At 66.8% G+C, this 20,959-nt stretch carries 20 protein-coding genes and 1 riboswitch; of the genes, 9 read left to right on the top strand and 11 right to left on the bottom strand.

Annotation, left to right across the window (positions count from 1 at the left end):
- Positions 1–10: 10 nt before the first annotated feature.
- The 6 genes from speB to WAQ08_RS02940 are packed head-to-tail and all read right to left on the bottom strand — an operon-like array spanning position 11 to position 6,127.
- Positions 11–979, bottom strand: coding sequence for an agmatinase (gene speB, locus WAQ08_RS02965; RefSeq protein ID WP_422189149.1), 969 nt, complete (start codon positions 977–979; stop codon positions 11–13).
- 13 nt (positions 980–992) lie between these two features.
- Complete coding sequence (locus WAQ08_RS02960; RefSeq protein WP_422189148.1) at positions 993–1,619, bottom strand: cupin domain-containing protein; 627 nt, start codon at positions 1,617–1,619, stop codon at positions 993–995.
- A 50-nt stretch (positions 1,620–1,669) separates the two neighbouring features.
- Positions 1,670–2,587 carry an ABC transporter permease gene (locus tag WAQ08_RS02955; RefSeq protein ID WP_422189147.1) on the bottom strand — a complete coding sequence of 306 codons (918 nt, stop codon included), beginning with the start codon at positions 2,585–2,587 and terminating at the stop codon, positions 1,670–1,672.
- Positions 2,587–3,633 (bottom strand): ABC transporter permease, encoded by a 1,047-nt coding sequence (locus WAQ08_RS02950; RefSeq protein ID WP_422189146.1) that lies wholly within the window; start codon positions 3,631–3,633, stop codon positions 2,587–2,589. Before WAQ08_RS02950 ends, WAQ08_RS02955 begins: the two co-directional genes overlap by 1 nt.
- A complete protein-coding gene (locus WAQ08_RS02945; protein ID WP_422189145.1) occupies positions 3,630–5,174 on the bottom strand; it encodes an ABC transporter ATP-binding protein in 1,545 nt (514 codons plus the stop codon). The genes WAQ08_RS02950 and WAQ08_RS02945 overlap by 4 nt, the downstream gene beginning before the upstream one ends.
- Positions 5,171–6,127, bottom strand: a complete 957-nt coding sequence (locus WAQ08_RS02940) for a BMP family protein (RefSeq protein ID WP_422189144.1) — start codon at positions 6,125–6,127, stop codon at positions 5,171–5,173. Before WAQ08_RS02940 ends, WAQ08_RS02945 begins: the two co-directional genes overlap by 4 nt.
- A 278-nt stretch (positions 6,128–6,405) precedes the next feature.
- Positions 6,406–6,497: riboswitch (glycine riboswitch) on the top strand.
- Between the two features lie 198 nt (positions 6,498–6,695).
- Between WAQ08_RS02940 and WAQ08_RS02935 the strand changes: the two genes are divergently transcribed.
- The 3 genes from WAQ08_RS02935 to WAQ08_RS02925 all read left to right on the top strand — a co-directional run bounded on the left by WAQ08_RS02935 (position 6,696) and on the right by WAQ08_RS02925 (position 8,604).
- A complete protein-coding gene (locus WAQ08_RS02935) occupies positions 6,696–7,892 on the top strand; it encodes a D-amino acid dehydrogenase (RefSeq protein ID WP_422189174.1) in 1,197 nt (398 codons plus the stop codon).
- An 86-nt stretch (positions 7,893–7,978) separates the two neighbouring features.
- Positions 7,979–8,338 carry a metallophosphoesterase gene (locus WAQ08_RS02930; RefSeq protein ID WP_422189143.1) on the top strand — a complete coding sequence of 120 codons (360 nt, stop codon included), beginning with the start codon at positions 7,979–7,981 and terminating at the stop codon, positions 8,336–8,338.
- Between the two features lie 2 nt (positions 8,339–8,340).
- Positions 8,341–8,604: a hypothetical protein gene (locus WAQ08_RS02925; RefSeq protein WP_422189142.1), complete on the top strand. Its 264-nt coding sequence runs from the start codon at positions 8,341–8,343 to the stop codon at positions 8,602–8,604.
- 5 nt (positions 8,605–8,609) lie between these two features.
- On the opposite strand, the gene WAQ08_RS02920 is transcribed toward WAQ08_RS02925, so the two are convergent.
- Both WAQ08_RS02920 and WAQ08_RS02915 read right to left on the bottom strand, forming a co-directional pair.
- Positions 8,610–9,095, bottom strand: a complete 486-nt coding sequence (locus WAQ08_RS02920) for a YbaK/EbsC family protein (protein ID WP_422189141.1) — start codon at positions 9,093–9,095, stop codon at positions 8,610–8,612.
- Positions 9,096–9,114: 19 nt separating this feature from the next.
- Complete coding sequence (locus WAQ08_RS02915; protein ID WP_422189140.1) at positions 9,115–9,591, bottom strand: PACE efflux transporter; 477 nt, start codon at positions 9,589–9,591, stop codon at positions 9,115–9,117.
- A gap of 233 nt (positions 9,592–9,824) precedes the next feature.
- Here WAQ08_RS02915 and WAQ08_RS02910 point away from each other — a divergent pair, with 233 nt between their 5' ends.
- The 6 genes from WAQ08_RS02910 to WAQ08_RS02885 all read left to right on the top strand — a co-directional run bounded on the left by WAQ08_RS02910 (position 9,825) and on the right by WAQ08_RS02885 (position 14,182).
- Positions 9,825–9,968, top strand: coding sequence for a hypothetical protein (locus tag WAQ08_RS02910; protein WP_422189139.1), 144 nt, complete (start codon positions 9,825–9,827; stop codon positions 9,966–9,968).
- Between the two features lie 33 nt (positions 9,969–10,001).
- Positions 10,002–10,208, top strand: coding sequence for a hypothetical protein (locus tag WAQ08_RS02905; protein WP_422189138.1), 207 nt, complete (start codon positions 10,002–10,004; stop codon positions 10,206–10,208).
- Positions 10,209–10,299: 91 nt separating this feature from the next.
- Entirely contained in the window at positions 10,300–10,776 is a 477-nt protein-coding gene (cueR, locus tag WAQ08_RS02900; protein WP_422189173.1) for a Cu(I)-responsive transcriptional regulator, read from the top strand.
- Positions 10,777–10,828: 52 nt separating this feature from the next.
- On the top strand, positions 10,829–11,209 hold the full coding sequence (locus WAQ08_RS02895; protein WP_422189137.1) for a hypothetical protein: 381 nt from the start codon (positions 10,829–10,831) through the stop codon (positions 11,207–11,209).
- Positions 11,210–11,369: 160 nt separating this feature from the next.
- Positions 11,370–12,776: a TolC family protein gene (locus WAQ08_RS02890; RefSeq protein WP_422189136.1), complete on the top strand. Its 1,407-nt coding sequence runs from the start codon at positions 11,370–11,372 to the stop codon at positions 12,774–12,776.
- Positions 12,773–14,182: a multicopper oxidase family protein gene (locus WAQ08_RS02885; RefSeq protein WP_422189135.1), complete on the top strand. Its 1,410-nt coding sequence runs from the start codon at positions 12,773–12,775 to the stop codon at positions 14,180–14,182. The genes WAQ08_RS02890 and WAQ08_RS02885 overlap by 4 nt, the downstream gene beginning before the upstream one ends.
- Positions 14,183–14,213: 31 nt before the next feature.
- Here WAQ08_RS02885 and WAQ08_RS02880 read toward each other — a convergent pair whose 3' ends face one another.
- From WAQ08_RS02880 to WAQ08_RS02870, 3 genes are all read right to left on the bottom strand, one after another.
- Positions 14,214–14,648 (bottom strand): oxygenase MpaB family protein, encoded by a 435-nt coding sequence (locus WAQ08_RS02880; protein WP_422189134.1) that lies wholly within the window; start codon positions 14,646–14,648, stop codon positions 14,214–14,216.
- Positions 14,645–14,878 carry a hypothetical protein gene (locus tag WAQ08_RS02875; protein WP_422189133.1) on the bottom strand — a complete coding sequence of 78 codons (234 nt, stop codon included), beginning with the start codon at positions 14,876–14,878 and terminating at the stop codon, positions 14,645–14,647. The genes WAQ08_RS02880 and WAQ08_RS02875 overlap by 4 nt, the downstream gene beginning before the upstream one ends.
- A 79-nt stretch (positions 14,879–14,957) precedes the next feature.
- Positions 14,958–20,939 (bottom strand): hemagglutinin repeat-containing protein, encoded by a 5,982-nt coding sequence (locus WAQ08_RS02870; RefSeq protein ID WP_422189132.1) that lies wholly within the window; start codon positions 20,937–20,939, stop codon positions 14,958–14,960.
- Positions 20,940–20,959 lie beyond the last annotated feature (20 nt).

The following is a 20,959-nucleotide window of genomic DNA, read 5'->3' as shown; positions in this document are numbered from 1 at the left end:
CGTCCTCGGTTCAGGCCTGGCGGCGATCGTGGAAGATGTAGCCCAGGCTGTTGAGCAGCAACTGCGCTGCCAGGATGGCCGTGATGCCAGCGGGGTCGTAGGCCGGGGCCACCTCGACCAAGTCCATGCCGACGATGTTGCCCTTGCTGCGCTTGGACAGCGCCTTGATGATCTCCAGCACCTCGTAGTACAGGAAGCCGCCGTGGCTGGGTGTGCCGGTGCCCGGTGCGATGGAGGGATCGAAACCATCGATGTCCACCGTGATGTAGTAGGACACGCCTTCGGGGATCAGCGCCAGCACCTGCTCTGTGCCCAGGCGGCGCACGTCACGCACCGACAGGATCTTCGAGCCAGCCTCGATCGCGTCCTGGTAATCCGAACGGTTGGACGAAGACACATTGCGGATGCCCAGCTGCGTCATACCCACCACATGGTCCATCTCGGAGGCCCGGCGCAGCGGGCTGCCGTGGCCGTAGCGCACGCCGTGGCGCTCGTCGACGAAATCGAGGTGGGCGTCGATGTGCAGGATGTGGATGGGGCCACGGCCTTCGAAGGCCTTGATCACTGGCGCGTGGATGGCATGGTCACCGCCCAGCACCAGCGGGAAGGCGCCCTTCTCCAGCAGCTTGCGCACCGCGAACTCGACGTTGGCATTGCTCTTTTGCATGTCGGTGTGGACAATGTCGGCATCGCCCACGTCCACGATGCGCAGGTCTTCACGCGTCAGGTAGAGGATGTCGTCCTCGAAATCGTAGGCACCCGCGTGGCCGAACGAGAACAGCGTCGAGGCCTCGCGGATGGCGCGCGGCCCGAAGCGCGCGCCCGAGCGCCACTGCGTGCCCATGTCGTTGGGCGCGCCCAGCACCGCCACGTCCGCGTCGATGGCATCCCAGTCGACACAGACCGGTGATTTGGCAAACGTGCTGTGTCCGACGAATGGCAGGTTCAATCGCCCTGTCTCGTATGTGTTCGCTGTCATGCGTGTACTCCGTTCAGAAGGTGGGCGGCGTGTTGACCCAGATGATCCGCGCCTCGGTCGGGCCGAGGTTGCGGTACGAGTGGGGCAACTCGCTGCGGAAATGGAAACTGTCATTGGGGCCCAGCACGTAGACGTCATCGCCCACGCGCAGCTCGACGCTGCCGCTGAGCACATAGCCGAGCTCTTCGCCCACGTGCGAGATCTGCTCTTCGCTGCTTTCCTTGGGACCGATGATGTGGATGTCGGCCTGCAGCAGCAGGCCGGATTGCGGCACCACCAGGCGCTCCAGGCTGATGCCGGCATGGCCGCGGCGCGCCCCGAAGGTGATGCGTGGGCGGGTGGCCGGCGTCAGCACTGGCGACTCGACCACGGGCTGCGGCGAGGTCAGCTCGGCCACGTTGGTGCCCAGCACGCCGGCCAGCTTGTGCAGCGCGCTCAGCGAGGGCGTGGCCAGGCCTCGCTCCACCTTAGAGAGCATCGATTCAGACCACCCGGCCTCATCGGCCAAGGCCTTGAGCGTCATCGCGCGCAGCATGCGGGCGTGCTTGATGCGCAGGCCGATGGCGCTGAGGATCCTGTCCTGCTCCGGCACCTGCGGTGCGGGCGCAGGTGCTTTGCGGGCGACTGCTTTCTTGGCCATGGGCGGCTTGCTTCCTTGTTTGCTTGTCGAGCTCATCAGAGATGGATCGGTTATCGCGTTGAGCGTTGGTACGGCTGGCCCACGGCGTGTGGCGGCGACGAGCGCCCCATCAGGCCGAACAGGGCCAGCAGGGCCGCCACATAGGGCAAGGCCACGAAGAGCTGGTAGGGCAGATCAGGCTGCGAGAACTGCAACTTGAGCTGCAGCGCATCGAACCCGCCGAAGAACACGGCCGCCAGCAAGGCGCCCCACACGCTCCAGCGGCCCAGGATCACGGCGGCCAGCGCGATGAAGCCCTTGCCTGCCGTCATGTGTTCAGAGAACAAGAACACCTGGCTGAGCACGATGAAGCAGCCACCCAGCGCGGCGCACACCGAGGCCACCACCACCGCCGTCCAGCGCGTGCGCTGCACATCGATGCCATTGGCGTCTGCACAGCGCGGGGCCTCGCCCACCGCACGCAAGGCCAGGCCGGCATGGGTGCGATGCAGCCACCACCAGATGCCCGCGGCCAGCAGCGGCAACGCCGTCATCAAGGGCGGCTGTGCGAAGAAGGCTGGCCCCAGCACGGGCACGCCGGCCAGCGCAGGCAGCCAGGGATCGACCAGACCGGGCAGGTGCAGGGTGTTGGCCTGGCCCGAGAACACGATGCGCGACAGGTAGGCCGTGAGCCCGATCACCAGCAGGTTGACGGAGATGCCGCAGACGATCTGCGGCAAGCGCAAGGTGACCGTCATCGCGGCCAGCAAGGCCCCCACCAGCACGCCGGCCAGCATGCCCACCATCAGGCCCATCATCGCGCCACCATGGAAGGCGCCCAGCGCGGCACCGAAGCAGCCCGCCAGCATCGCGCCTTCCAGCGCCACGTGGTACACACCAGCGCGCTCGGCCACGACACCACCCAGGGCGGCATAAGCCACCGGCACCGACAGGCGCAGCGCCGTTGCGGTGAATTCATCGAGCGCCATTACGCGAGCTCCTCTTTCATCTGGCGGGCTTTGACGCGGGCCCAGGCGATGCGGATCGTCGGCAGGGCCGCCGACACGGTGATGCACAAAATGATCAGCCCCTGCAGGGCCTCGACCAGGCTCACCGGCAGGCCGGTGGCCCGCTGCATGGCATTGGCACCCACCTTCAGCCCGGCCAGGAAGATGCTGGCCACAGCGGCGGCGGCGGGTTGCGCGGCGCCCAGCATGGCGGCGATCACGCCGTCATAGCCGTAGCTGCCCATGAAGCCCTGGAACAACTGGTACTTCACGCCGATCACCTCGAAGGCCCCGGCCAGGCCGGCGCAGCCACCGGCCACGCCGAAAGTCAGCAGCGTCTGCCGCATGGGCGACAGCCCGGCATAGCGCGCGGCCTGCGGGCTGAGCGCCACGATGCGCGCCGACATGCCAATGCTGCCCTGGCTGTAGACCCACTGGAACACCAGCGCCAGCGCGATGGCCAGCCAGATGCCCACGTGGGCGCTCCAGCCCGACAGGGCCGCGGGCAGCCAGGTGTTGTCGGGCAGCTCGGGCGAATAGGGATAAGGCGCATCCGGCGCCATCAAGGGGCCGGACACCGCCCAGCTCAGGATGCTGGCGGCCACATAGTTCAACAACAAAGTGCTGATGACCTCGTTGACCCCACGCGCGGCCTTCATGCCCGCCGCGATGCTGGCCCAGCAGGCGCCACCGACCATGCCGGCCAGCGCGCAGGCCGTGATCGCCACCACAGGATGGGCACCGCCCATCTGCAGGCCGACCATGGTGGCGAACAGACCGCCCATGGCCATCTGCCCTTCCCCACCCAGGTTGAACAGGCCCAGGCGCAGCGGCAATGCCACGGCCAACGAGGTCAGCAAAATCGGGCAGGCCTTGATCAGCACGGCATCCCAGCCGGCGTGGTCGCCAAAAGCGCCCAGCAGCAAGGTCTTGTAGACGGCGGGCACATCGCCCCCGCCAAGGATGATCAGGCCCGAGCCCAGCAACAGGGCTAGCGCCAGGCCGGCCAGAATTCGAAGTGCGGTCATGCGGCCCCCGCCATCAGTTCGCCGATACGCGCCTGCACCTCGGCCTTGGCTTGCTGGCCACACAGGACCTCGCCGGCAATCCGACCACGGGAGAGCACCACGATGCGATCGCAGTGGTCGAGCAGGTGCTCGAGTTCAGTGGAGATGTACAAAATGGCGGCCCCTTTGAGCCGTTGGGCATGCAAGGCCTCGTGCACGGCGCGCGTGCTCAGCAGGTCGAGCCCCTTGCAGGGTTGGGACACCACGATGGCGCGGGGTGATCCAGCCAGTTCGCGCGCCAGCACGATCTTTTGCTGGTTGCCACCAGACAGCCAGCGCGCCTGCTGCGTGGCCTCACGGGCACGAATGTCGTACTGGCCCATGGCCACGCGGCCGGCTTGCAGCATGGCCTTGCGGCGCAACTGGCCAAGCCAGTTCACCCAGGGCCTGCGCTGGAAATCATGCAGGCGCAGGTTCTCGGCCACGGACAGGTCCAGCACCAGGCCGGTGTGGTGGCGGTCTTCAGGGATGTAGGCCAGGCCCAGGTCACGCCGGGCACGCGCACCCAGCTTGCGCACATCCGTGCCGCACAGGCTGACACGGCCTGCACTCAGTGGCGTCAAACCGGCGATCGCGTCGGCCAGGGCCTGCTGGCCATTGCCGTCCACGCCCGCCACGCCCACGATCTCGCCTTCACGCACGGACAGGGTCACGCCCTGCAGCGGCGCACGGCCTTCGTCGGGCGGCACCTTCACATCGTCATAGGCCATCATCACATCGCCATGGGCGCGCTGCGATGCGCTCGCCTGCGGGGGCTGCGCTTCATCGACCGCCTCGCTGCCCACCATGCACCGCGCCAACTCACTGGCCTGCGCACCACGCATCGGGCGGCACATCACCACGCGGCCTGCGCGCAGCACCGTGATCCGATCAGCCACCTCGGCCACTTCATCGAGCTTGTGCGTGATCAGCACGATGGCGCGGTCCGCATCTGCCAGGCGGCGCAAGGTCTGCAGCAGGGGCCGCACCTCCTGCGGGGCCAGCACGCTGGTGGGCTCGTCCAGGATCAGCACCTCGGCCTGGCGCTGCAGCAGCTTGAGGATCTCGACGCGCTGGCGCTCACCGGGCGACAGCGCACCCACCTCGGCCCACGGATCGACCGTGAAACCGGATTCAGTGGCCAGGGCCTGCAACTGCGCTGCCAGCTCGGCCAAGGGCACACGCCCCAGCCCTTCGTTCAGGCCCAGGGCGATGTTCTCGACCACCGACAGGCGCTCCACCAGCATGCTGTGCTGATGCACCATGCCGATGTGGGCTGCGGTGGCGTCCTGCGGGCCCGCGAAGCGCACGGGCCGGCCATCGCGCTCCAGGTGGCCGCCCGAAGGCGGCTGCAAGCCAATCAGCACGTTCATCAAGGTGCTCTTGCCCGCGCCGTTCTCGCCCAGCACGGCGTGGACTTCCCCGGCGCGCAGCGCCAGGTCCACGCGGTCGTTGGCGACGAACTCACCGTAGCGCACGGTGAGCTGCTTGGCTTCGAGCCGGATCACGGGCCTGCTCGTCATGCCTTAGGCCAGGCGGCGACCAGTTCATCGACCTGCTTGCGCACATCGGCCGACACGTTCGGGCCGTAGGTGCCCAGGCGGGCCACGCGCGGATCAGGCCGGCCGATGCCGAACACGTGCACGGTGGACTTGAGCGTGCCGCCCGCGTAATCGCGTGCGATGTCGAGCATGCCTGCACGGATGTCCACGATGGCCGACTGGATCACGGTGTCAGGCCAGTCCTTGATGGCGTCGTAATAGATGCCGAAGGCCGATACCTTCTTCTCGCGCGCGGCCTGCAGGCTGCCGATCACAGCGTTGTCCATGGTCGGGAAGATCACGTCGGCGCCCTGGGCGATCTGCGCGAAAGCGGCCTCCTTGCCCTTGGCGACGTCGTCCCAGTCGTTGGTGTAGGTCACCAGCACTTGGCCCTTGGGGTGCACCTTGGCAAAGGCTTCCTTGTAGCCGGCCTCGATCTCGGTCGTCATGCGGATGCGCTGTGCACCGATCATGCCGGCCTTGCCCGTCTTGGTGGTGCGGGCGGCGATGTGCCCCAGCACGGCACCGAACTGGCGGTAATCAAAGGTGATGGACGCCAGGTTGGGGCCATTGACATAGCCGTTGTTCACCACGAACTGCGTGTTCGGGAAACGCTTGGCGATGCGGGCAGCCGATTCCTGGAACTCGCCACCATGGCCGAACACCAGGTTGAAGCCACGGCGTGCGTAATCGGCCAGGGCCTCGGCCTGGTCAGGCTGGGCCACCTTCTCGCTGAAGGCCACCGTGAGGCCCAGTTCCTTCTCGATGAGCTTGATGCCTTCGTAGCCGGCCTGGTTCCAGGACTTGTCGGTGATGTTGCCCGGCATGACGATGGCGATCTTGGGCTTGGCGCCCGTCTGCGCACGCACGGCCCACGGGGCCACCAGACCCGCGCCGATGGCACCGAGCACGATTCTGCGTTGATTGCTGCTCACTTCCATTCCTTTCAAGTCTCTTGAATGAGGTGACAGCAATGAGCAATGCCCATGCCAGACCGGAATCGAAGGAAAGGCACTTGCCTGGTGCGAAACAAGGCCTCCATGGCACCGATGGCAGGCGCGTTCCACGCGCAACGGGCGCCAGTGCAGTGCCTGCACGCCGATGCGTGGTGCATGTACCGCATGGCGGCATGTCACGGTGCCGCGCCAGGCTGCTTGGCAAGGCGCGGCCAGCACAGCCATAATGGAAGTGGCCGTGCCCGGGTGGGCAGGGCTTCACCGCAACGGGAGAGTCCGGCCCCACAGGGCCGGCGCCGAAGGAGCAACCGCCCCGGAATCTCTCAGGCCCCCGGACCGTTGCCGTGACCACACTCTGGAGAGCCGCCACGGTTGTTTCACCGCAGGCGCACCGTAGGAGCAAGGGTGCCCATCGCAGCGCGAAGGCATCTGAATCTCTCAGGTCGACATACAGAGGGGCTCGAAGGGATCACGCCGATCCCGTCGACCCGCGACCTCAGAGAAAGAAGCTCTTCATGCAGCAGCACGTCATGGTTTTGGCGCCGGCATCACCGGCGTCACCACCGCCTATGCACTGGCCAGGCTGGGCCATCAGGTCACCGTGATCGACCGACAGCGCTACCCGGCGATGGAAACCTCCTTCGCCAACGGAGGACAACTCTCGGCCTCCAACGCCGAGGTGTGGACACACTGGAGCACCCTGCTCAAGGGCCTGCGCTGGATGGCGCGGCGTGATGCCCCTTTGCTGATCCACCCGGCGCCGACCTGGCACAAGCTGCGCTGGTTCGCCGAGTTCATGGCGCAGATCCCGCACTACCGCGCCAACACCATCGAGACGGCACGGCTGGCGATCGCCGCACGCCACGTGCTGTTCGACTGGGCCGAACGTGAAGGCGTCGATTTCTGCCATCGGCGCGAAGGCATCCTGCATGTGTACCGGGATCGTGCCGGCTTCGAGCATGCGGCCAAGGTGACGCGCCTGCTGGCCGAGGCCGGGCTGGAGCGGCGCGCCGTCACGCCCGGCGAGATGCGCGCCATCGAGCCCACGCTGCACGGGCGCTTTCATGGCGGTTTCTTCACTGAGAGCGACAGCACGGGTGACATCCACCTGTTCACCAACGGCCTGGCCCAGGCCGCAGCGCGCCTGGGTGTCGAGTTCCGCATGGACACAGAGGTGAAGCGCTTGAGTTGGGCGGGGCAGATCCACGCCACCCTGCGCAGCCTGGGCACCCAGGTCACGCAGGCCTTCGACGCCGTGGTGGTGTGCGCCGGCGTGGCCAGCCCCGGGTTTGCCGCGCAGCTGGGTGACCGCGTGAACATCTACCCGGTCAAGGGCTACTCAATCACCGTGAACCTGCCGGATGCCGCCAGCCAGGCCGCCGCACCGCGCGTGAGCCTGCTCGATGACGAAACCAAGCTGGTCACCAGCCGCCTGGGCGTGGACCGTTTCCGCGTGGCCGGCACCGCCGAGTTCTGCGGCATCAACCGCGACATCCGCGAGGACCGCATCCAGCCGCTGATCCACTGGGTCGAGCAGTGTTTTCCGGGCGTGTCCACGCGCAGCGTGGTGCCCTGGGCCGGCCTGCGGCCGATGACGCCCAGCATGCTGCCGCGCGTGGGCCCAGGGCGCCATGCCAATGTGTTCTATAACACCGGCCATGGCCATCTGGGGTGGACACTCTCCGCGGCCACGGCCGACATGGTGTCGCAGATGGTGGCCAGCCAGTTGAAAAGCGCACCGTGACAGGCCAAGGGCCATCTCCAGCCTGTTGAGCGAGATGGCATGGCCATGCCATCCTGCCAGGACACCATCTCCCGGGAGCCAGCGGCATGCTCATCGCGCAACTGTCAGACCTGCACATTCGGCCGGAGGGTGTCCTGTACCTGGGAGAGATCGATTCAGCCCAGCACCTGCGCGAAGCCATCGCACAACTGCACCGGCTGGACCGCCGGCCCGATCTGGTGCTGATCACCGGCGACCTGAGCGACGAAGGCCACCCGGACGAGTACGCCGCGCTGCGCCGCATCCTGACCACGCTGGAGCTGCCTTTCCTGGTCATCCCCGGCAACCATGACCAGCGTGACAACCTGCGGGCCGCCTTCGCCGACCACAGCTACCTGCCCGCCACCGGCCCGCTGCACTACTGCATCGACGATCACCCCGTGCGCATCATCGGGCTCGACCCCTGATCATGCTGCACCACCCGCCCTTTGCCTGCGGCATCCCCTACATGGACGACTACCGCCTGATGAACGAGACGCCTCACTGCACGCGGTGGTGGCCCGCTACGGCCACATCGAAGCCGTGCTGTGCGGGCATGTGCATCGCCCCATGTGCCGGCGATGCACATGCCGGCCCGCGCGGCTTTATGCTGCACCTGTGGGATCCGGCGCACGGCCTGGTCAGCCACACCTGCGAGGTGGGCGCGCACCAAGGCCCCTACCCCTTCGCCTGACCCGCTCAGGCCGTGGCCTGATGTTGCACCTGCTGCTGGGCCACATCCACCCATTCGGCCTGCACCAGTTGCGCCAGATATTCAGGCGCAATCCGCAAGGCCGTGTCGACGGAGCCGGCCGCCGGCAACACTTCGGTAAAGCGCCGCAGGGACACATCGGCGAACACCTTGAGCGGCCCTGGCAGGCCGAACGGACAGACACCGCCCACGGGGTGGCTGGTCCAGTGCAGCACTTCCTCAGCATTGAGCATCTTGGCCTTGCCGCCGAAGTGCTCCTTGAAGCGGCGGTTGTCCAGCCGGCAATCACCGCCCATCACCAGCAGGATCACCTCGTCCTTCAGCCACAGCGACAAGGTCTTGGCGATCTGGGCAGGCTCGACCCCATGCACCCGCGCGGCATCGGCCACCGTGGCCGTGGTCTCGGTGGTCTGCAGGATCGCGATGTCGGGCGCGTGCTGCGCGATGAAGGTCTGGACGGATTGGAGGCTCATGCCCGCATTGTGGCGCCGCTCAGCGGCAGGCCACCGGCGCCTGAGGGTCGGCGGCATCGGCAGACTCCGCTGGCTTGGGCAAGGCGGACGCCGGCAGCCCGAACACGTGGTCGAAGGCCAGGTTGAACAGGAAGGTGTAGACCATGAAGAACAGCATCAGGCCCAGGTCATAGACGAAGGCTTCCCACAGGCTCAGGCCCAGCAGGTAGGCGAACAGCGGCACCAGCATCAGCACCAGGCCGAACTCGAAGCCCAGCGCATGCACCACGCGGCGCAGCAGGCTGCGGCCCTTCTTGATCTGGCGCGCCTCCCAGTACTCGAAGCCGGTGTTGTAGGCCAGGTTCCACAGCAGCGCGATGATGGACGACGTCACCGCCGCCACCCCGGCGTACACGAACGGCCGCTCGGAAATCAGCGAGAGCAGGAAACTGCTCATGCACACGGCGATCAGCTCGAACAGGGTGACGTAGACCAGCTTGCGCTTGAGACCTTGCATAGGAATCCAAAAAAGACCGGGCAGCCCCGGCAGTTGTCATGCCCCGAACTGTATATCTGCCTTTCTGACGAAAAAAGTTAGCATATTTCAGAAAATCTGACCGCGAACCCACGGCCGCCGCAGCCGCCAAGGCACTGGAGCCGGCGGCCCGGCAACTGGCGCTGGTATTCGAGCGCACCGCCATCGACGAGAAGGAAGGCTTTCAGGAGTTCAGCAGCGAAACCCTGACCGCCGTGATCGCTCCAGCCCTGCTGGCCACCCTGGGGCGCAAGCCACGACTGAGGCCCGCCGACCTGCTGGAACTGCGCCAGGTGGTGGTGATGGGGCGCGACGAGGAAAACGTCGATCCCCGCCTGCTGCTGTCACGCCACGTCTGACGCACGGACAACCCGCAGACCGCGCTGACCCTGGTGCAGTCGGGCCTGGGCTGGGGCTACCTGCCCCACTCGCTCACCGCCACGCACCTCGGGCCCGATACCCTCACCGATATCTGCTTCGACAACATGTCCAACGAGGTGCCGCTGTGGGCGGACATCGGCTGGATCAAGGAACGCCCGCTGGGCCTGGGTGCGCAACGCTACATCAAGCTGATGCGGCAGGCACATCCCCGCCCTTGATCCGGGCGATGTGCAAGCATTGCGGAACAAAACACCTGTACCGCGGTCGCACCTTGCAGATCCCCCGTCCTGAAAGCCCCAGATGCAATCGATGAACATCGGCCAGGCCGCCAAGGCGTCCGGCGTATCGGCCAAGATGATCCGCCACTACGAAAGCGTCGGCCTCTTCCCGGAGGCCCGCCGCACCGATGCCGGCTACCGTCAGTACACCGACAAGGAGATCGGCACGCTGCGCTTCATCCGCAGTGCGCGCGATCTGGGCTTTTCCATCGAGCAGATCCGTGCCTTGCTGGGCTTGTGGCAGGACCAGCAACGCCCCAGCCGCGAGGTCAAGGCGCTGGCCCAGGCCCACATCGACGAGTTGGACGCCAAGCTGCGCGAGATGCAGGCCATGAAGGCCACGCTGGAGCACCTGGTGCACTGCTGCAGCGGCGACGACCGCCCCGATTGCCCCATCATCGACCGGCTGGCACAGCCACCAGCCAACCGTAGCACGGCCGCCGCAGCCCCGTGCCATGCGGACCACGCTTCCGCCCCTGGCCAGCACGACTGCAGCGAGAAGGCTTGACCTTGCCCATGTGGGAAGGTCTAGACTGGCACCCGTGATGAAGATGCTGCGCATGTGCCTCCTGCTGATGCTCGTGGTGCTGCTCCCCTGGCGGGGTGCGGTGGCTGCGGCCATGCTGTGCCCGCCTGTCAGCATGCCGGCCTCGCACGGCGCGCATGGCCATCACGATGCATCGGCCACGCCTGCTGTCGATGGCCCGGCCTCTCTGCAGGCCAGGCACCCTGATCATCAGGGGCAGGACAACACCCCGCCACCTGCCGCCGATGGCAAGTGCCAGCTCTGCGCGGCCACCTGTGCCCTGAGCACCCTGCCCGCGCCCGCCCCCGGCCTGCCACATCCCCCCGCCGTCGCGGCCTCTGCCTTCCCGCCGCTCGTGGCCCCTGCCCCAGATTTCCTCTCCGGCGGCCAGGAACGCCCACCCCGAAGCATCTGACGCCTGCCAGGCCTTCGCGCAAGGCCAGCGTCCCTGCGTGCACGCGCCATGGCGCGGCACGCGGGCATCCCACCGGCCGCCGATCACATCCAGGCGCACCGGGGTTCAAGATGCTTCACACCCATGACCACCCCCCCCCTTCAGACGGCGCTGGCCGGCGATGGCCTGCGCCACGGCCGTCACGCTGCTCAGCGGCTGCGCCGCCTTCTCGCCCGACGGCGGATTCGGCACCGTGTCCGACCTGACCCGCGAACGCACAGGGCAGCCCGCCATCTGGCAACGCACCCCTGGCGATGCTGACAACACCGCAGCGCGCATGGCCGAACTGCTGCGCCAACCCTTGAGCGCAGACAGCAGCGTCGAGATCGCCCTGCTGAACAACCCCGGCCTGCAGGCCCGCTTCGCCGACCTGGGCGTGGCCGAAGCAGAGCGCGTGCGCGCCGGCCGCCTGGCCAATCCGCGCATCGGCTTCGGCCGCATGCACGGTGGCGGCAACACCGAGATTGGCCGCTCGGTGATGTTCGACATCCTTGGCCTGCTCACTCTGCCCGCCACCTCGCAATTGGCGCAGCGCCGCTTCGAGCGCGCGCAGTTGCAAGCCGCGTCTGATGCCGTGGCGGTCGCCCAGCAGGCACGCCAGGCCTTCTTCCAGGCGGTGGCTGCCGAGCAACTGGCCCGCTACCAGGCCCAGGTGCAGGAAGCCGCCGATGTCTCCAGCGAGCTGGCCCGGCGCATGCAGCAGGTCGGCAACCTGAGCCAGCTCGATCACCTGCGTGAACAGGCCTTCGCGGCCAATGCCAGTGCCTCGCTGGCACGCAGCCGGCACCGAGCCCTGGCCACACGCGAGCACCTGGTACGCACACTGGGGCTGCCCGATGCCGCCGTGACGCTACCAGAGCGCCTGCCTGATCTGCCTGCAGCACCCCATCAGCCCAAGGACGTCGAGCAGACCGCGCTGGACAGGCGCCTGGACGTGCAGATGGCCCGCCGCTCGACGGATGCCACGGCTCGCTCGCTTGGCCTGACCAGGGCCACCCGCTTCATCAACGTGCTGGAGCTGGGCTATGCCAACAAGAGCAGCACCGGCACCGCGCGCAAAAATGGCTATGAGGTCGAGCTGGAACTACCGTTGTTCGATTTCGGCAGCACACGCACCGCACGGGCGGAGGCGCTGTACATGCAGTCGCTGCATCAGGCGGCAGAAGTGGCCATGAACGCCCGCTCCGAGGCCCGAGAGGCCTACGCCGGCTACCGCAGCGCCTATGAGCTGGCCCGTCACTACCGTGACGAGGTGATCCCCCTGCGCAAGCGCATCTCCGACGAGACCCTGCTGCGCTACAACGGCATGCTGATCGGCGTGTTCGAACTGCTGGCCGATGCACGCGAGCAGATCGGCAGCGTCACCGCCAGCATCGAGGCTGTGCGTGATCACTGGCTGGCCGACACTCGCCTGCAGGCCGCGATGGCCCTACCGCTGGCCCGCAACGCTGCACCAGCGCCTGCCGCGCCACCTATCAAGCCGGCGCAACAACACATCCATCAGCACACCCCCGAAAGCCAGCCATGAGCCAGCGCCGAGATTTCTTCAAGACCGCAGGCGCCCTGGCCCTGGGCGCCACCGCCGTCAGCCGCGTGGGCGCGGCCTCCCTGCCCGAGGCGGTGGTGCAGACCTCCGCCGCCACACAGCCGCCGCCGCTCCCGCCCAATGGCCGCCCCTTCAACCCGGTCGTCACCCTCAACGGCTGGAGCCTGCCCTGGCGCATGAAGGATGGCGTCAAGGAGTTCCACCTGGTGGCCGAGCCGGTGGTGCGTGAACTCGCCACCGGCATGACAGCCCGCCTGTGGGGCTACAACGGCAGTAGCCCAGGCCCCACCATCGAGGCGGTCGAAGGCGACCGCGTGCGCATCTTCGTGACCAACAAGCTGCCCGAGCACACCACCGCGCACTGGCATGGCGTGCAGCTGCCCAGCGGCATGGACGGCGTGGGCGGGCTCACGCAGCCGCACATCCCGCCGGGCAAAACCTTCGTCTACGAGTTCACCCTGCAGCGCCCCGGCACCCACATGTACCACCCGCATGCCGACGAGATGGTGCAGATCGCCATGGGCATGATGGGCCTGCTCATCGTCCACCCGAAAGATCCGCGCCAATACAAGGTGGACCGGGATTTCGCCTTCCTGCTGGGCGCCTACGACATCGAACCCGGCAGCGCCACACCGCGTGTGAGCGAGATGACTGACTTCAACCTGTGGACCTGGAACAGCCGCGTCTTTCCGGGCATCGACCCGCTGGTGGCCCGCACAGGTGATCGCGTGCGCATCCGCGTGGGCAACCTCACGATGACCAACCACCCCATCCACATGCACGGCCCGAGCTTCGAGGTGACGGGCACGGATGGCGGCTGGGTGCCCAAGGCCGCGCGCTGGCCCGAGGTGACCACCGACATCGCGGTGGGCCAGATGCGCGCCATTGAGTTCGACGCCGTCGCTGGCGACTGGGCCATCCACTGCCACAAGTCGCACCACACGATGAACGCCATGGGCCACAAGGTACCCAACCTGATCGGTACCGACATGCGCGGCCTGGGACCGCGCATCGGCCAGCTGATCCCCGGCTACATGGTGATGGGCGACACAGGCATGGCCGGCATGGCCGAGATGGGCATGGCCCTGCCCGAGAACACCCTGCCGATGATGATGGGCAATGGGCCTTTCGGTTCGCTGGAGATGGGCGGCATGTTCAGCGTGGTGAAGGTGCGCGACCACGTCAAGCCCGGCGACTACAACGACCCGGACTGGTTCCAGCATCCCAAGGGCACGGTGGCCTACGAGTACACAGGCGAGCCCCTGCCGGCCACCCAGGCCACACCTGCGGCCAAGGCGGACGACACCACGATGTCCGTGCGCAAACCTGGCAGCGCTTCAGGTCAGAGCGGGCATCAGGGGCATAAGGGACATCACCGCGGGCATTGACGCGCCAGCCGGCTCACCACGGCAGATCGGCCTACCAGGGCCGGTACAGGTGATCAGCCGGCAGCCCCAGGCGGTGGCAGGCCTGCACAGCCGGGCTGTCGCGCAGCAGCAGGCGCTGCCCATAGCGCCCGATTCGCGGCAGGATGGGCGCGCGCTGCATGATCTCCAGGAACTCGAAGACGATGGGCGAGGCCTCCAGTCTGGGCGCCATGGCCTCGAACATGGCCTGCATCTCCGGCAAGGAGGTGGGCGCGTTCACCGCGCCATACAGCCTGGAAGATTCGCGGCTCTCGGCATACAGCCGGTTGCGCTGCCCATCGTCCAGTGGCCGCACATAGGCGCTGTAGGCCTCCACGAATCCGAAGAATGCCGTGGCCTGCACCCAATCGAGCAGTTCAGGGTCATCAGCGCGGTAAGGCATGCCCGCCGGCGTGACGCCCTTCACCTGCGCATGCAGGCGGCTCACCCGGCGCTCATGGCCTGGGCCTGCTCACGGGGACCGTAGACCGTCATCATGGCGGCCAGGGCCAGCGGGTTCTTGAAGATGCGCAACGACAATGAATCAGACGGCAGCAAGGAAGGCGCCCCCGCTGGCGCGCTGAAATCGACCGGCGGGCGACCTGGCGGCTGGATGAACCCCCTGGCGAATCGTTCGACCGGACGCTGCAATGGCGCCGGCAGGATCAATGCCTTCATGCGGCCATGTTAGGCGAGCCCATGGAAAAAGGGGCCCAAGGCCCCTTTTGCATCCCTGCCGTGGCCGGGACTTGGCCCCTTAAGGCTTGACCGGCACACCCGACTGGATGTTGACGCTCTGGCTGCTCGACGACGCAGAGCCCTCGACACCCAGCGAGGCACCGCCACTGCCCTTGCTCTTGCCGCCTTCGCCCGACGAGGCGCCACCAGCGATGCTGGCATCGACCCCGTAGGACGACGAGCTGCTCTTGGCATCCACCGCCTTGACCTGCCCGCCGGCCGTGACCGACGCCGTGCCGCTGGTCTGCACCTGCGTGCCCTCCAGCGCGGTGTTGCCACCGGACTTGATGGTCACGCCGCCGCTGCCCGCCTGGATGTTGCTGGCCTTGGCCGTGTCGCTCGACGCGCCGCTGGCCGACACACCCAGCGAGCCCGCGCCCTCGCTCTCGCGGCTGCTGCCCGAGCCCGAGGTGCCCGCCGAGATGCTGGCCGACACGCCCTGCGACGACTCCGACGAGGTGTCGCGCGCCGCGTTGAACGTGACGTTGCCGCCCGCGTCCACATTGGCCGCGTCCTTGGCCGACATGTTCGTGCCCTCGAAGGTGGCATCGCCCTTGGTCTTGATGTTGATCGAGCCGCCAGCGTTGATGCCGCCCGCGTTCGACGTGGTCGACTGGGATTTGGACTTCTCCGCATCCAGCTCGGCCGAGCCGTTGACACCGGCCGTGCCGACCACGCCCACCTTGGCCTCGACCGAACCGCTCAGGCTGCTCGACGAGCTGGAGGTGGTGTCCTTGGCGGCCTGGTAGTCCAGCGAGCCGGCCGTGATGTTCACGTCCTTGCCGGCCTCGAACTGCGTGCCGATCAGGGTGGTCTTGTCGGTCGAGGTCGAATCGATCGAGCCGCCGGCCTTGTAGCGCGAGGTCACGGTCGAGGTCGACGATTCGGATTCCGACGCGGTCGAGCCCGCGTACGACGCCTTGAAGCCCGCCGAGGCATCCGCACCGGCATTGCCCGTGCGGCTGTCGGCGCCAGCACCGGCACCGGCGTAGACACCCACGCGGGCGTCGTTGCTGGAGCTGCCGCTGTTGGAGTAGCTCGAGTTCTCGGCCGCGACTTCCTTGATCGTGGTGGCGCTCTGCTTGATGTTGCCGGCCGCCTCGATCTGTGTGCCCTGGTCGGTGATGGTGCCCTGGGCTTCGCGGGTGATGTTGCCACCCGACTTGAAGCTGGAGGTCTGCTGCGTGACCGAGCCCGAGTCGGAACTCTCGGACTTGTCTGCGTAACGCAGGCCTGCGCTCACTTCCGCACTGGCGCTGGCCGAGGCCGTGCCATTGGAGCTGGCCGAGGCATCGGCGCTGGCGTTGCCGCCGACGTAGACACCCGCCGTGCGCGTGGTGCTGGAGCTGGAGCTTGTCTCGATGTCCTGCGCGGCCATCGACGTGATGTCCTTGGCCTTGATGCTCATGTCACCACCGGACTCCACGTTCGCACCGACGAACTTGGCCTCTTCCTTGGCATTGAGGTTCATGTTGCCACCGCTCTTGAGCGACGAGGCGCTGTTCTTGAGCGAGTACTCGCTGGACTCGGCCGATTGCGTCTGCACGCCCAGGGTGGTCGTGCTGTCGGCACTGGCGCTCGCGCTGGCCGAGGCGCTGGCGCCCGTCTGCTTCGCGTTGGCACCGGCTTCGGCGTTGTTCTCGGAGTAGATGCCGATCGAGGTGGACTCGGTCTGAGAGTTCGACCAGGTCTCGTTGCGTCCCGACAGCACTTCGATGTTCTTGGCATCGACGTTGAGGTTGCCACCGGCCTCCACATTGGAGCCCTGCACGGTCACCGTGCCTTCGGACTTCATGTTGAGGTTGCCGCCCACGCTCAGGTTCGAGGCCACGCTGGTGTTGCTGCCCGACTGCGTCGTGGTCGTGGTGGTTTCCGCCAGCTTGAGGCTGCCGTTGGCGCTGGCCGATGCGCCAGCCTCGGCCGAGCGGCCTGCACCGTTCTGCGCCTTGGCGTTGGCTTCGGCCGCCGTCTCGCCGCCCACCTTCATGAAGGTGGTGGTGACCGTCTTCGTGGTTTCGCGGTACTCGTCCAGGCCATCGAGCACCTGGATGCCCTTGGTCGCGTCGATGTCGGCGTTGCCCGATATCTTCACGTCAGAACCCTGGATGGTCACGGTGTCGGCCGACTTGATGTTGGCATTGCCGCCCACGTTCAGGGTCGAGCCCTTGTTGGTGCCATCGAACACGTCCTTGGTGGTCGTGCTGGTGCCGGCCAGGCCGCCGCCCACGCCCAGGCCGCTCGTGGTGCTCTCGGTCTGCGTGAAGGCCTTGTCCTGGCGGGCGATCACGTTCAGGCTGCCGCCGGTCTCGGCATCGAGGTTGCCGCCCACGTTGGCATTGCTGCCCGCGATCGTGGTGTCGCCACCCGACTTGATCTTCAGGTTGCCGCCCGTGTTCAGGTTCGAGCCGATGTTGGTCTCGGTGCCTGTGGTGGTGCGGGTGCTCGACGAGCTCAGGAAACCGCCGCTTTCGGAGTAGCTGGTGCTGGTGGTCTTGTCGACGATGGTGTCGACCGTGATGTTGCCGCCCGCGCTCAGCGAGGCATCGCCCTTGGCGGTCACGTCCGCACCGATCACCTCAATGTTCTTGGCCGCGTCCAGGTTCAGGTTGCCCGTGGACTGGATGCCGGCCGTCTTGCCGATGGCGGTGTTGTAGGTGGTGCCGTCACCCGCGCCGATGGCGGTGGTCTCGTTGCGGATGCTGCCGCCGGTCGAGGTCAGGTTGACATCGCCACCCTTGATCGTGCCGCTGGTGTTGGTGATGTCGCCCGTGGTCTTCACGTTCAGCGTGCCGGTACCGGCGATGGTGCCGCCGGTGTTCTTCAGGCCTTCACCCGCGATGGTCACGTTCTGGCCGCCGATCACGGCGCCCGTGTCGATCGCAGCCACCGTGCTGGCCGCCAGGTAGACCTTGGGAGCCAGCACCTTCTGGCCATTGACCACGACCTCTTCCATCCAGACGATGTCTTCGGTCAGGCCGGCCAGTTGCTCGGGCGTCGGTGTCTTGCCGAACTCCAGGCCCAGCTTGCCGCCCTGGGTGACGGCCTGGTCCATCAGGCGTTTCATCTGGTCGGCTTCGTTGTTGTAGCCGGCGATCACGTTGCTGCCCGTCTTCTCGATCAGCTGCTGGCGGATCAGGTAGGCCTCGTAGTTGGCATCACCCAGGCGCGTCTGCACCGTGTCGGGGTTGAAGCCGAAACGCTGGGCCATGTAGTCGGAGCCGACGAAGTCGGAACCCACCGCGAAGATGGGGTTGGTCTCGACCAGGAACTTGGCCGACGGATCCTTGCTGGGCACGTAGTAGCCGTTGGGGTTGCTCGGCAGCGTGACGGACGTGTTCTGGTTCGGCGCGTTGACAGTGGTGTTCTGCAGCGTCGACTGGCGGATGCGGGTGGCGTCGTCCTTCCAGGGCGAGCCCACGTTCTCCACCGTGCCGCCCGTGAAGGTCAGGTTGGTGGCGAAGATGCCGGCGCCGCTGCGGCCGATGACGGTGGCATCGCGGAGGAGACTGCCCTGGACAGCCAGCGCACGTGCTTCATCTGCAAGCACGCCGGGGAAACTGTCCCCCGACAGGTTGCGTGTCTTGACCCAGCCAGGCCCGGGGTTCCAGTCATCCCAGTTCCAGTAGTCGTCGTCAGGGCTGTTGGGCAGGCCGTCGTCGCGGCCCACACAGCCTGCCGGTGCGCCGATGTAGCAGTACGTGTCGGGATCAACACGTGCCCATGCGGTGAAGTCGTCGTCACCACTGGACTCATCCTCAATGCGAATCCAGCGCAGCGTCTTCTGGACGTTGTACAGCGCCAGTTCCTCGTTTCGGAAAGTGCCCGTGCCCTTGATCTCCACGTTCGGCGCCGAGATCACACCCACACGGTTCAGGCCGCTGGGGCCGTAGTCGATGGTCAGCTTGCTGGTGGCGCCATTGGCGATGATCTGCGCCTTCTGCAGGCCCTGCAGTTGCGACAGGGTCAGGCCGACCAGCTCCTCGTCATAGTTGAAGCTCTCATCAACCAACCATGCGTTCATGCCATTGTCGAACGAGCCTTCGTCAGCGATCTTGTCTTCGCTGATCAGGGAACCATAGTTCACCGAACCATCGCGCTTGGTCAGGCTGCCACCGGCCCAGATCGTCTCGTTGACGAAAGAGCGCGTGGCCTTGATCAGCATGTCACCCACGCTGACAACCGCACCGTTGTTGGTGAAGTCGGCGCTGTTGGTGGTCAAGGTGCCGCTGCTGTCGATCGTGCCGGTGCTGTAGTTGCGGATGGCACCGTTGGCGCCGGTGCCCTTGAGCAGCATGTGCTCACCGGCGTACAGCGCACCGCGGTTGTTGATGTTGTTGGTGGCCGTCAAGGTCAGCTGCTTCAGCGACGACAGGCCGGCAGTGGCCGTGTTGTCGATCAGATTGGCGCGAACCTCCAGATCGTCCGCCGCGTGGATCACGTTGCTGTTGGTGACGGTGGTGCCGGCCTGGATGTCACCCTTGGCAGCGCCCAGCAGCTTGCCGGCATGGGTGATGGCGCCTGCGGCCGTCACCGAGTAATCACCCGTGGCGCGGATTTCCGTCGTGCCGTTGGTGGTGATGCTGCTGGCCGAGTCCAGATCGAGCGTGCCGGTGCTCTGCACGCTGGTCTGGTTCAGGGTCATCGCGCCGCCCGTGGTGGTCAGCGACAGCGACTTGCCCGTGGCCTGTGCATCGGCACCGCTGTAGAGCTTGCCCTGGCCCACGGCCAGGCTGGAGGCGGACACGGACAGGTCATCGCCCGCGCCCCAGGCGCTGCCGGTGATCTGGGTGGCACCCGTGGTGGTGATGGCCACATCACCGCCGGCATAGCGCTGCTTGGCCGTGGTGCTGGTGTCGGTCAGGCTGGAGGCCGTCAGCGTCAGGTCACGGCCGGCGCTGAAGGTCGATTCGTCCAGGGCCACTGCGCCCAGGCTGGCCAGCAGCACCAGGTCGCGCTTGCTGCTCAGTTGGGTCTCGGCACCCTCGATGCTGATCGCGGTGGCCCCCACGGTGCTGGCCAGCTTCAGATCACGCTCGGCGCTGATGCGCGTGTTGATCTCGATCTTGCCCGCGGCGCTGACCACGAAGTCGTCGGCCGTGGCCGCCACTTCGCCCAGCATGCGCACGCCCACGCCGGCCTCGGTGGCCACGATGGCGATGCGGTTGGCATACATGCCGCCCAGCACGGTGGAGTCGAACGCAAAGCTGGGCGCGGCGTTGCCCGCCACGATGGGCGTGGCCGAGCGCGTGGCCCAGGTGAAGTCATTGGAGCCCGTGGTGATGCCCACGTCGGCGCCCACCAGGCGACCATCGACCTTGATGCTGCGGGCCACCAGGTCCAGCAGGCGGGTGCTGCTGGCATCAATGCCGGCACCATCGATCAGGATGTCGCCCTGCATGACCCGGAAGCCATCAAGCGTGCCGCCCGAACCGATCTGCGGCAAGCCGGTGGTCAGCACGGCGCGGTCGGTGTTGATGAAGCCGCAGCCCGAGCAGGTGATGCCATAGGGGTTGGCCACGACCACATCAGCCTTGCCGCCCAGCACTTCGGTGAAGCCCTGCAGCATGCTTCGGCTGTTGCCCACCACCTCGTTGAGAATGACGCGAGCTTCGGCCCCCAGATTGAGGTTGGCAGCCACCTGGCCGGCCAGTTGCGATTGGCGGGCCATCTGGTCGCTGTTGCCGTTGTTGAGCACCACGCCGGTCTTCTCGACGTTGTAGTTCAAGAACTTGTTGTGCGACAGGCCCGCCTGGTTGGCGGTCTCGATGTTGACGACCTGCACGCCGTTGGAAGCACGGAACACTTCCGTCTTGCCATTGGCCACGGTGATCTGTGCGTAGGCAGGCACAGCGGCCCAGCCCACCACGGCGCCCACAGCGGCGGTGGCGATCACGCTGCGGCGGGCGCGACCGGCCCCTTGTCCACGGGACGAGGCATTCTCGGCGGCGACGACAAAACGGCCCTGGGCCTTGTTCCAGACGTGGCGATAACTGCGGTTCATAAGAGAGGTCCTGCTCGGGA

Origin of the sequence: Aquabacterium sp., from assembly GCF_049274795.1 — a bacterium.
Taxonomy (GTDB): domain Bacteria; phylum Pseudomonadota; class Gammaproteobacteria; order Burkholderiales; family Burkholderiaceae_C; genus Aquabacterium.
Note: the sequence above shows the minus strand (reverse complement) of the source record. Positions and strands in the feature narration are given on the sequence as shown.

Coding starts and splice junctions, on each gene's coding strand:
- speB (WP_422189149.1), bottom strand. CDS start 979: ATGACAGCGAACACATACGAGACAGGGCGATTGAACCTGCCATTCGTC.
- WAQ08_RS02960 (WP_422189148.1), bottom strand. CDS start 1,619: ATGGCCAAGAAAGCAGTCGCCCGCAAAGCACCTGCGCCCGCACCGCAG.
- WAQ08_RS02955 (WP_422189147.1), bottom strand. CDS start 2,587: ATGGCGCTCGATGAATTCACCGCAACGGCGCTGCGCCTGTCGGTGCCG.
- WAQ08_RS02950 (WP_422189146.1), bottom strand. CDS start 3,633: ATGACCGCACTTCGAATTCTGGCCGGCCTGGCGCTAGCCCTGTTGCTG.
- WAQ08_RS02945 (WP_422189145.1), bottom strand. CDS start 5,174: ATGACGAGCAGGCCCGTGATCCGGCTCGAAGCCAAGCAGCTCACCGTG.
- WAQ08_RS02930 (WP_422189143.1), top strand. CDS start 7,979: ATGCTCATCGCGCAACTGTCAGACCTGCACATTCGGCCGGAGGGTGTC.
- WAQ08_RS02925 (WP_422189142.1), top strand. CDS start 8,341: ATGCTGCACCACCCGCCCTTTGCCTGCGGCATCCCCTACATGGACGAC.
- WAQ08_RS02920 (WP_422189141.1), bottom strand. CDS start 9,095: ATGAGCCTCCAATCCGTCCAGACCTTCATCGCGCAGCACGCGCCCGAC.
- WAQ08_RS02915 (WP_422189140.1), bottom strand. CDS start 9,591: ATGCAAGGTCTCAAGCGCAAGCTGGTCTACGTCACCCTGTTCGAGCTG.
- cueR (WP_422189173.1), top strand. CDS start 10,300: ATGAACATCGGCCAGGCCGCCAAGGCGTCCGGCGTATCGGCCAAGATG.
- WAQ08_RS02895 (WP_422189137.1), top strand. CDS start 10,829: ATGTGCCTCCTGCTGATGCTCGTGGTGCTGCTCCCCTGGCGGGGTGCG.
- WAQ08_RS02890 (WP_422189136.1), top strand. CDS start 11,370: ATGGCCTGCGCCACGGCCGTCACGCTGCTCAGCGGCTGCGCCGCCTTC.
- WAQ08_RS02885 (WP_422189135.1), top strand. CDS start 12,773: ATGAGCCAGCGCCGAGATTTCTTCAAGACCGCAGGCGCCCTGGCCCTG.
- WAQ08_RS02875 (WP_422189133.1), bottom strand. CDS start 14,878: ATGAAGGCATTGATCCTGCCGGCGCCATTGCAGCGTCCGGTCGAACGA.
- WAQ08_RS02870 (WP_422189132.1), bottom strand. CDS start 20,939: ATGAACCGCAGTTATCGCCACGTCTGGAACAAGGCCCAGGGCCGTTTT.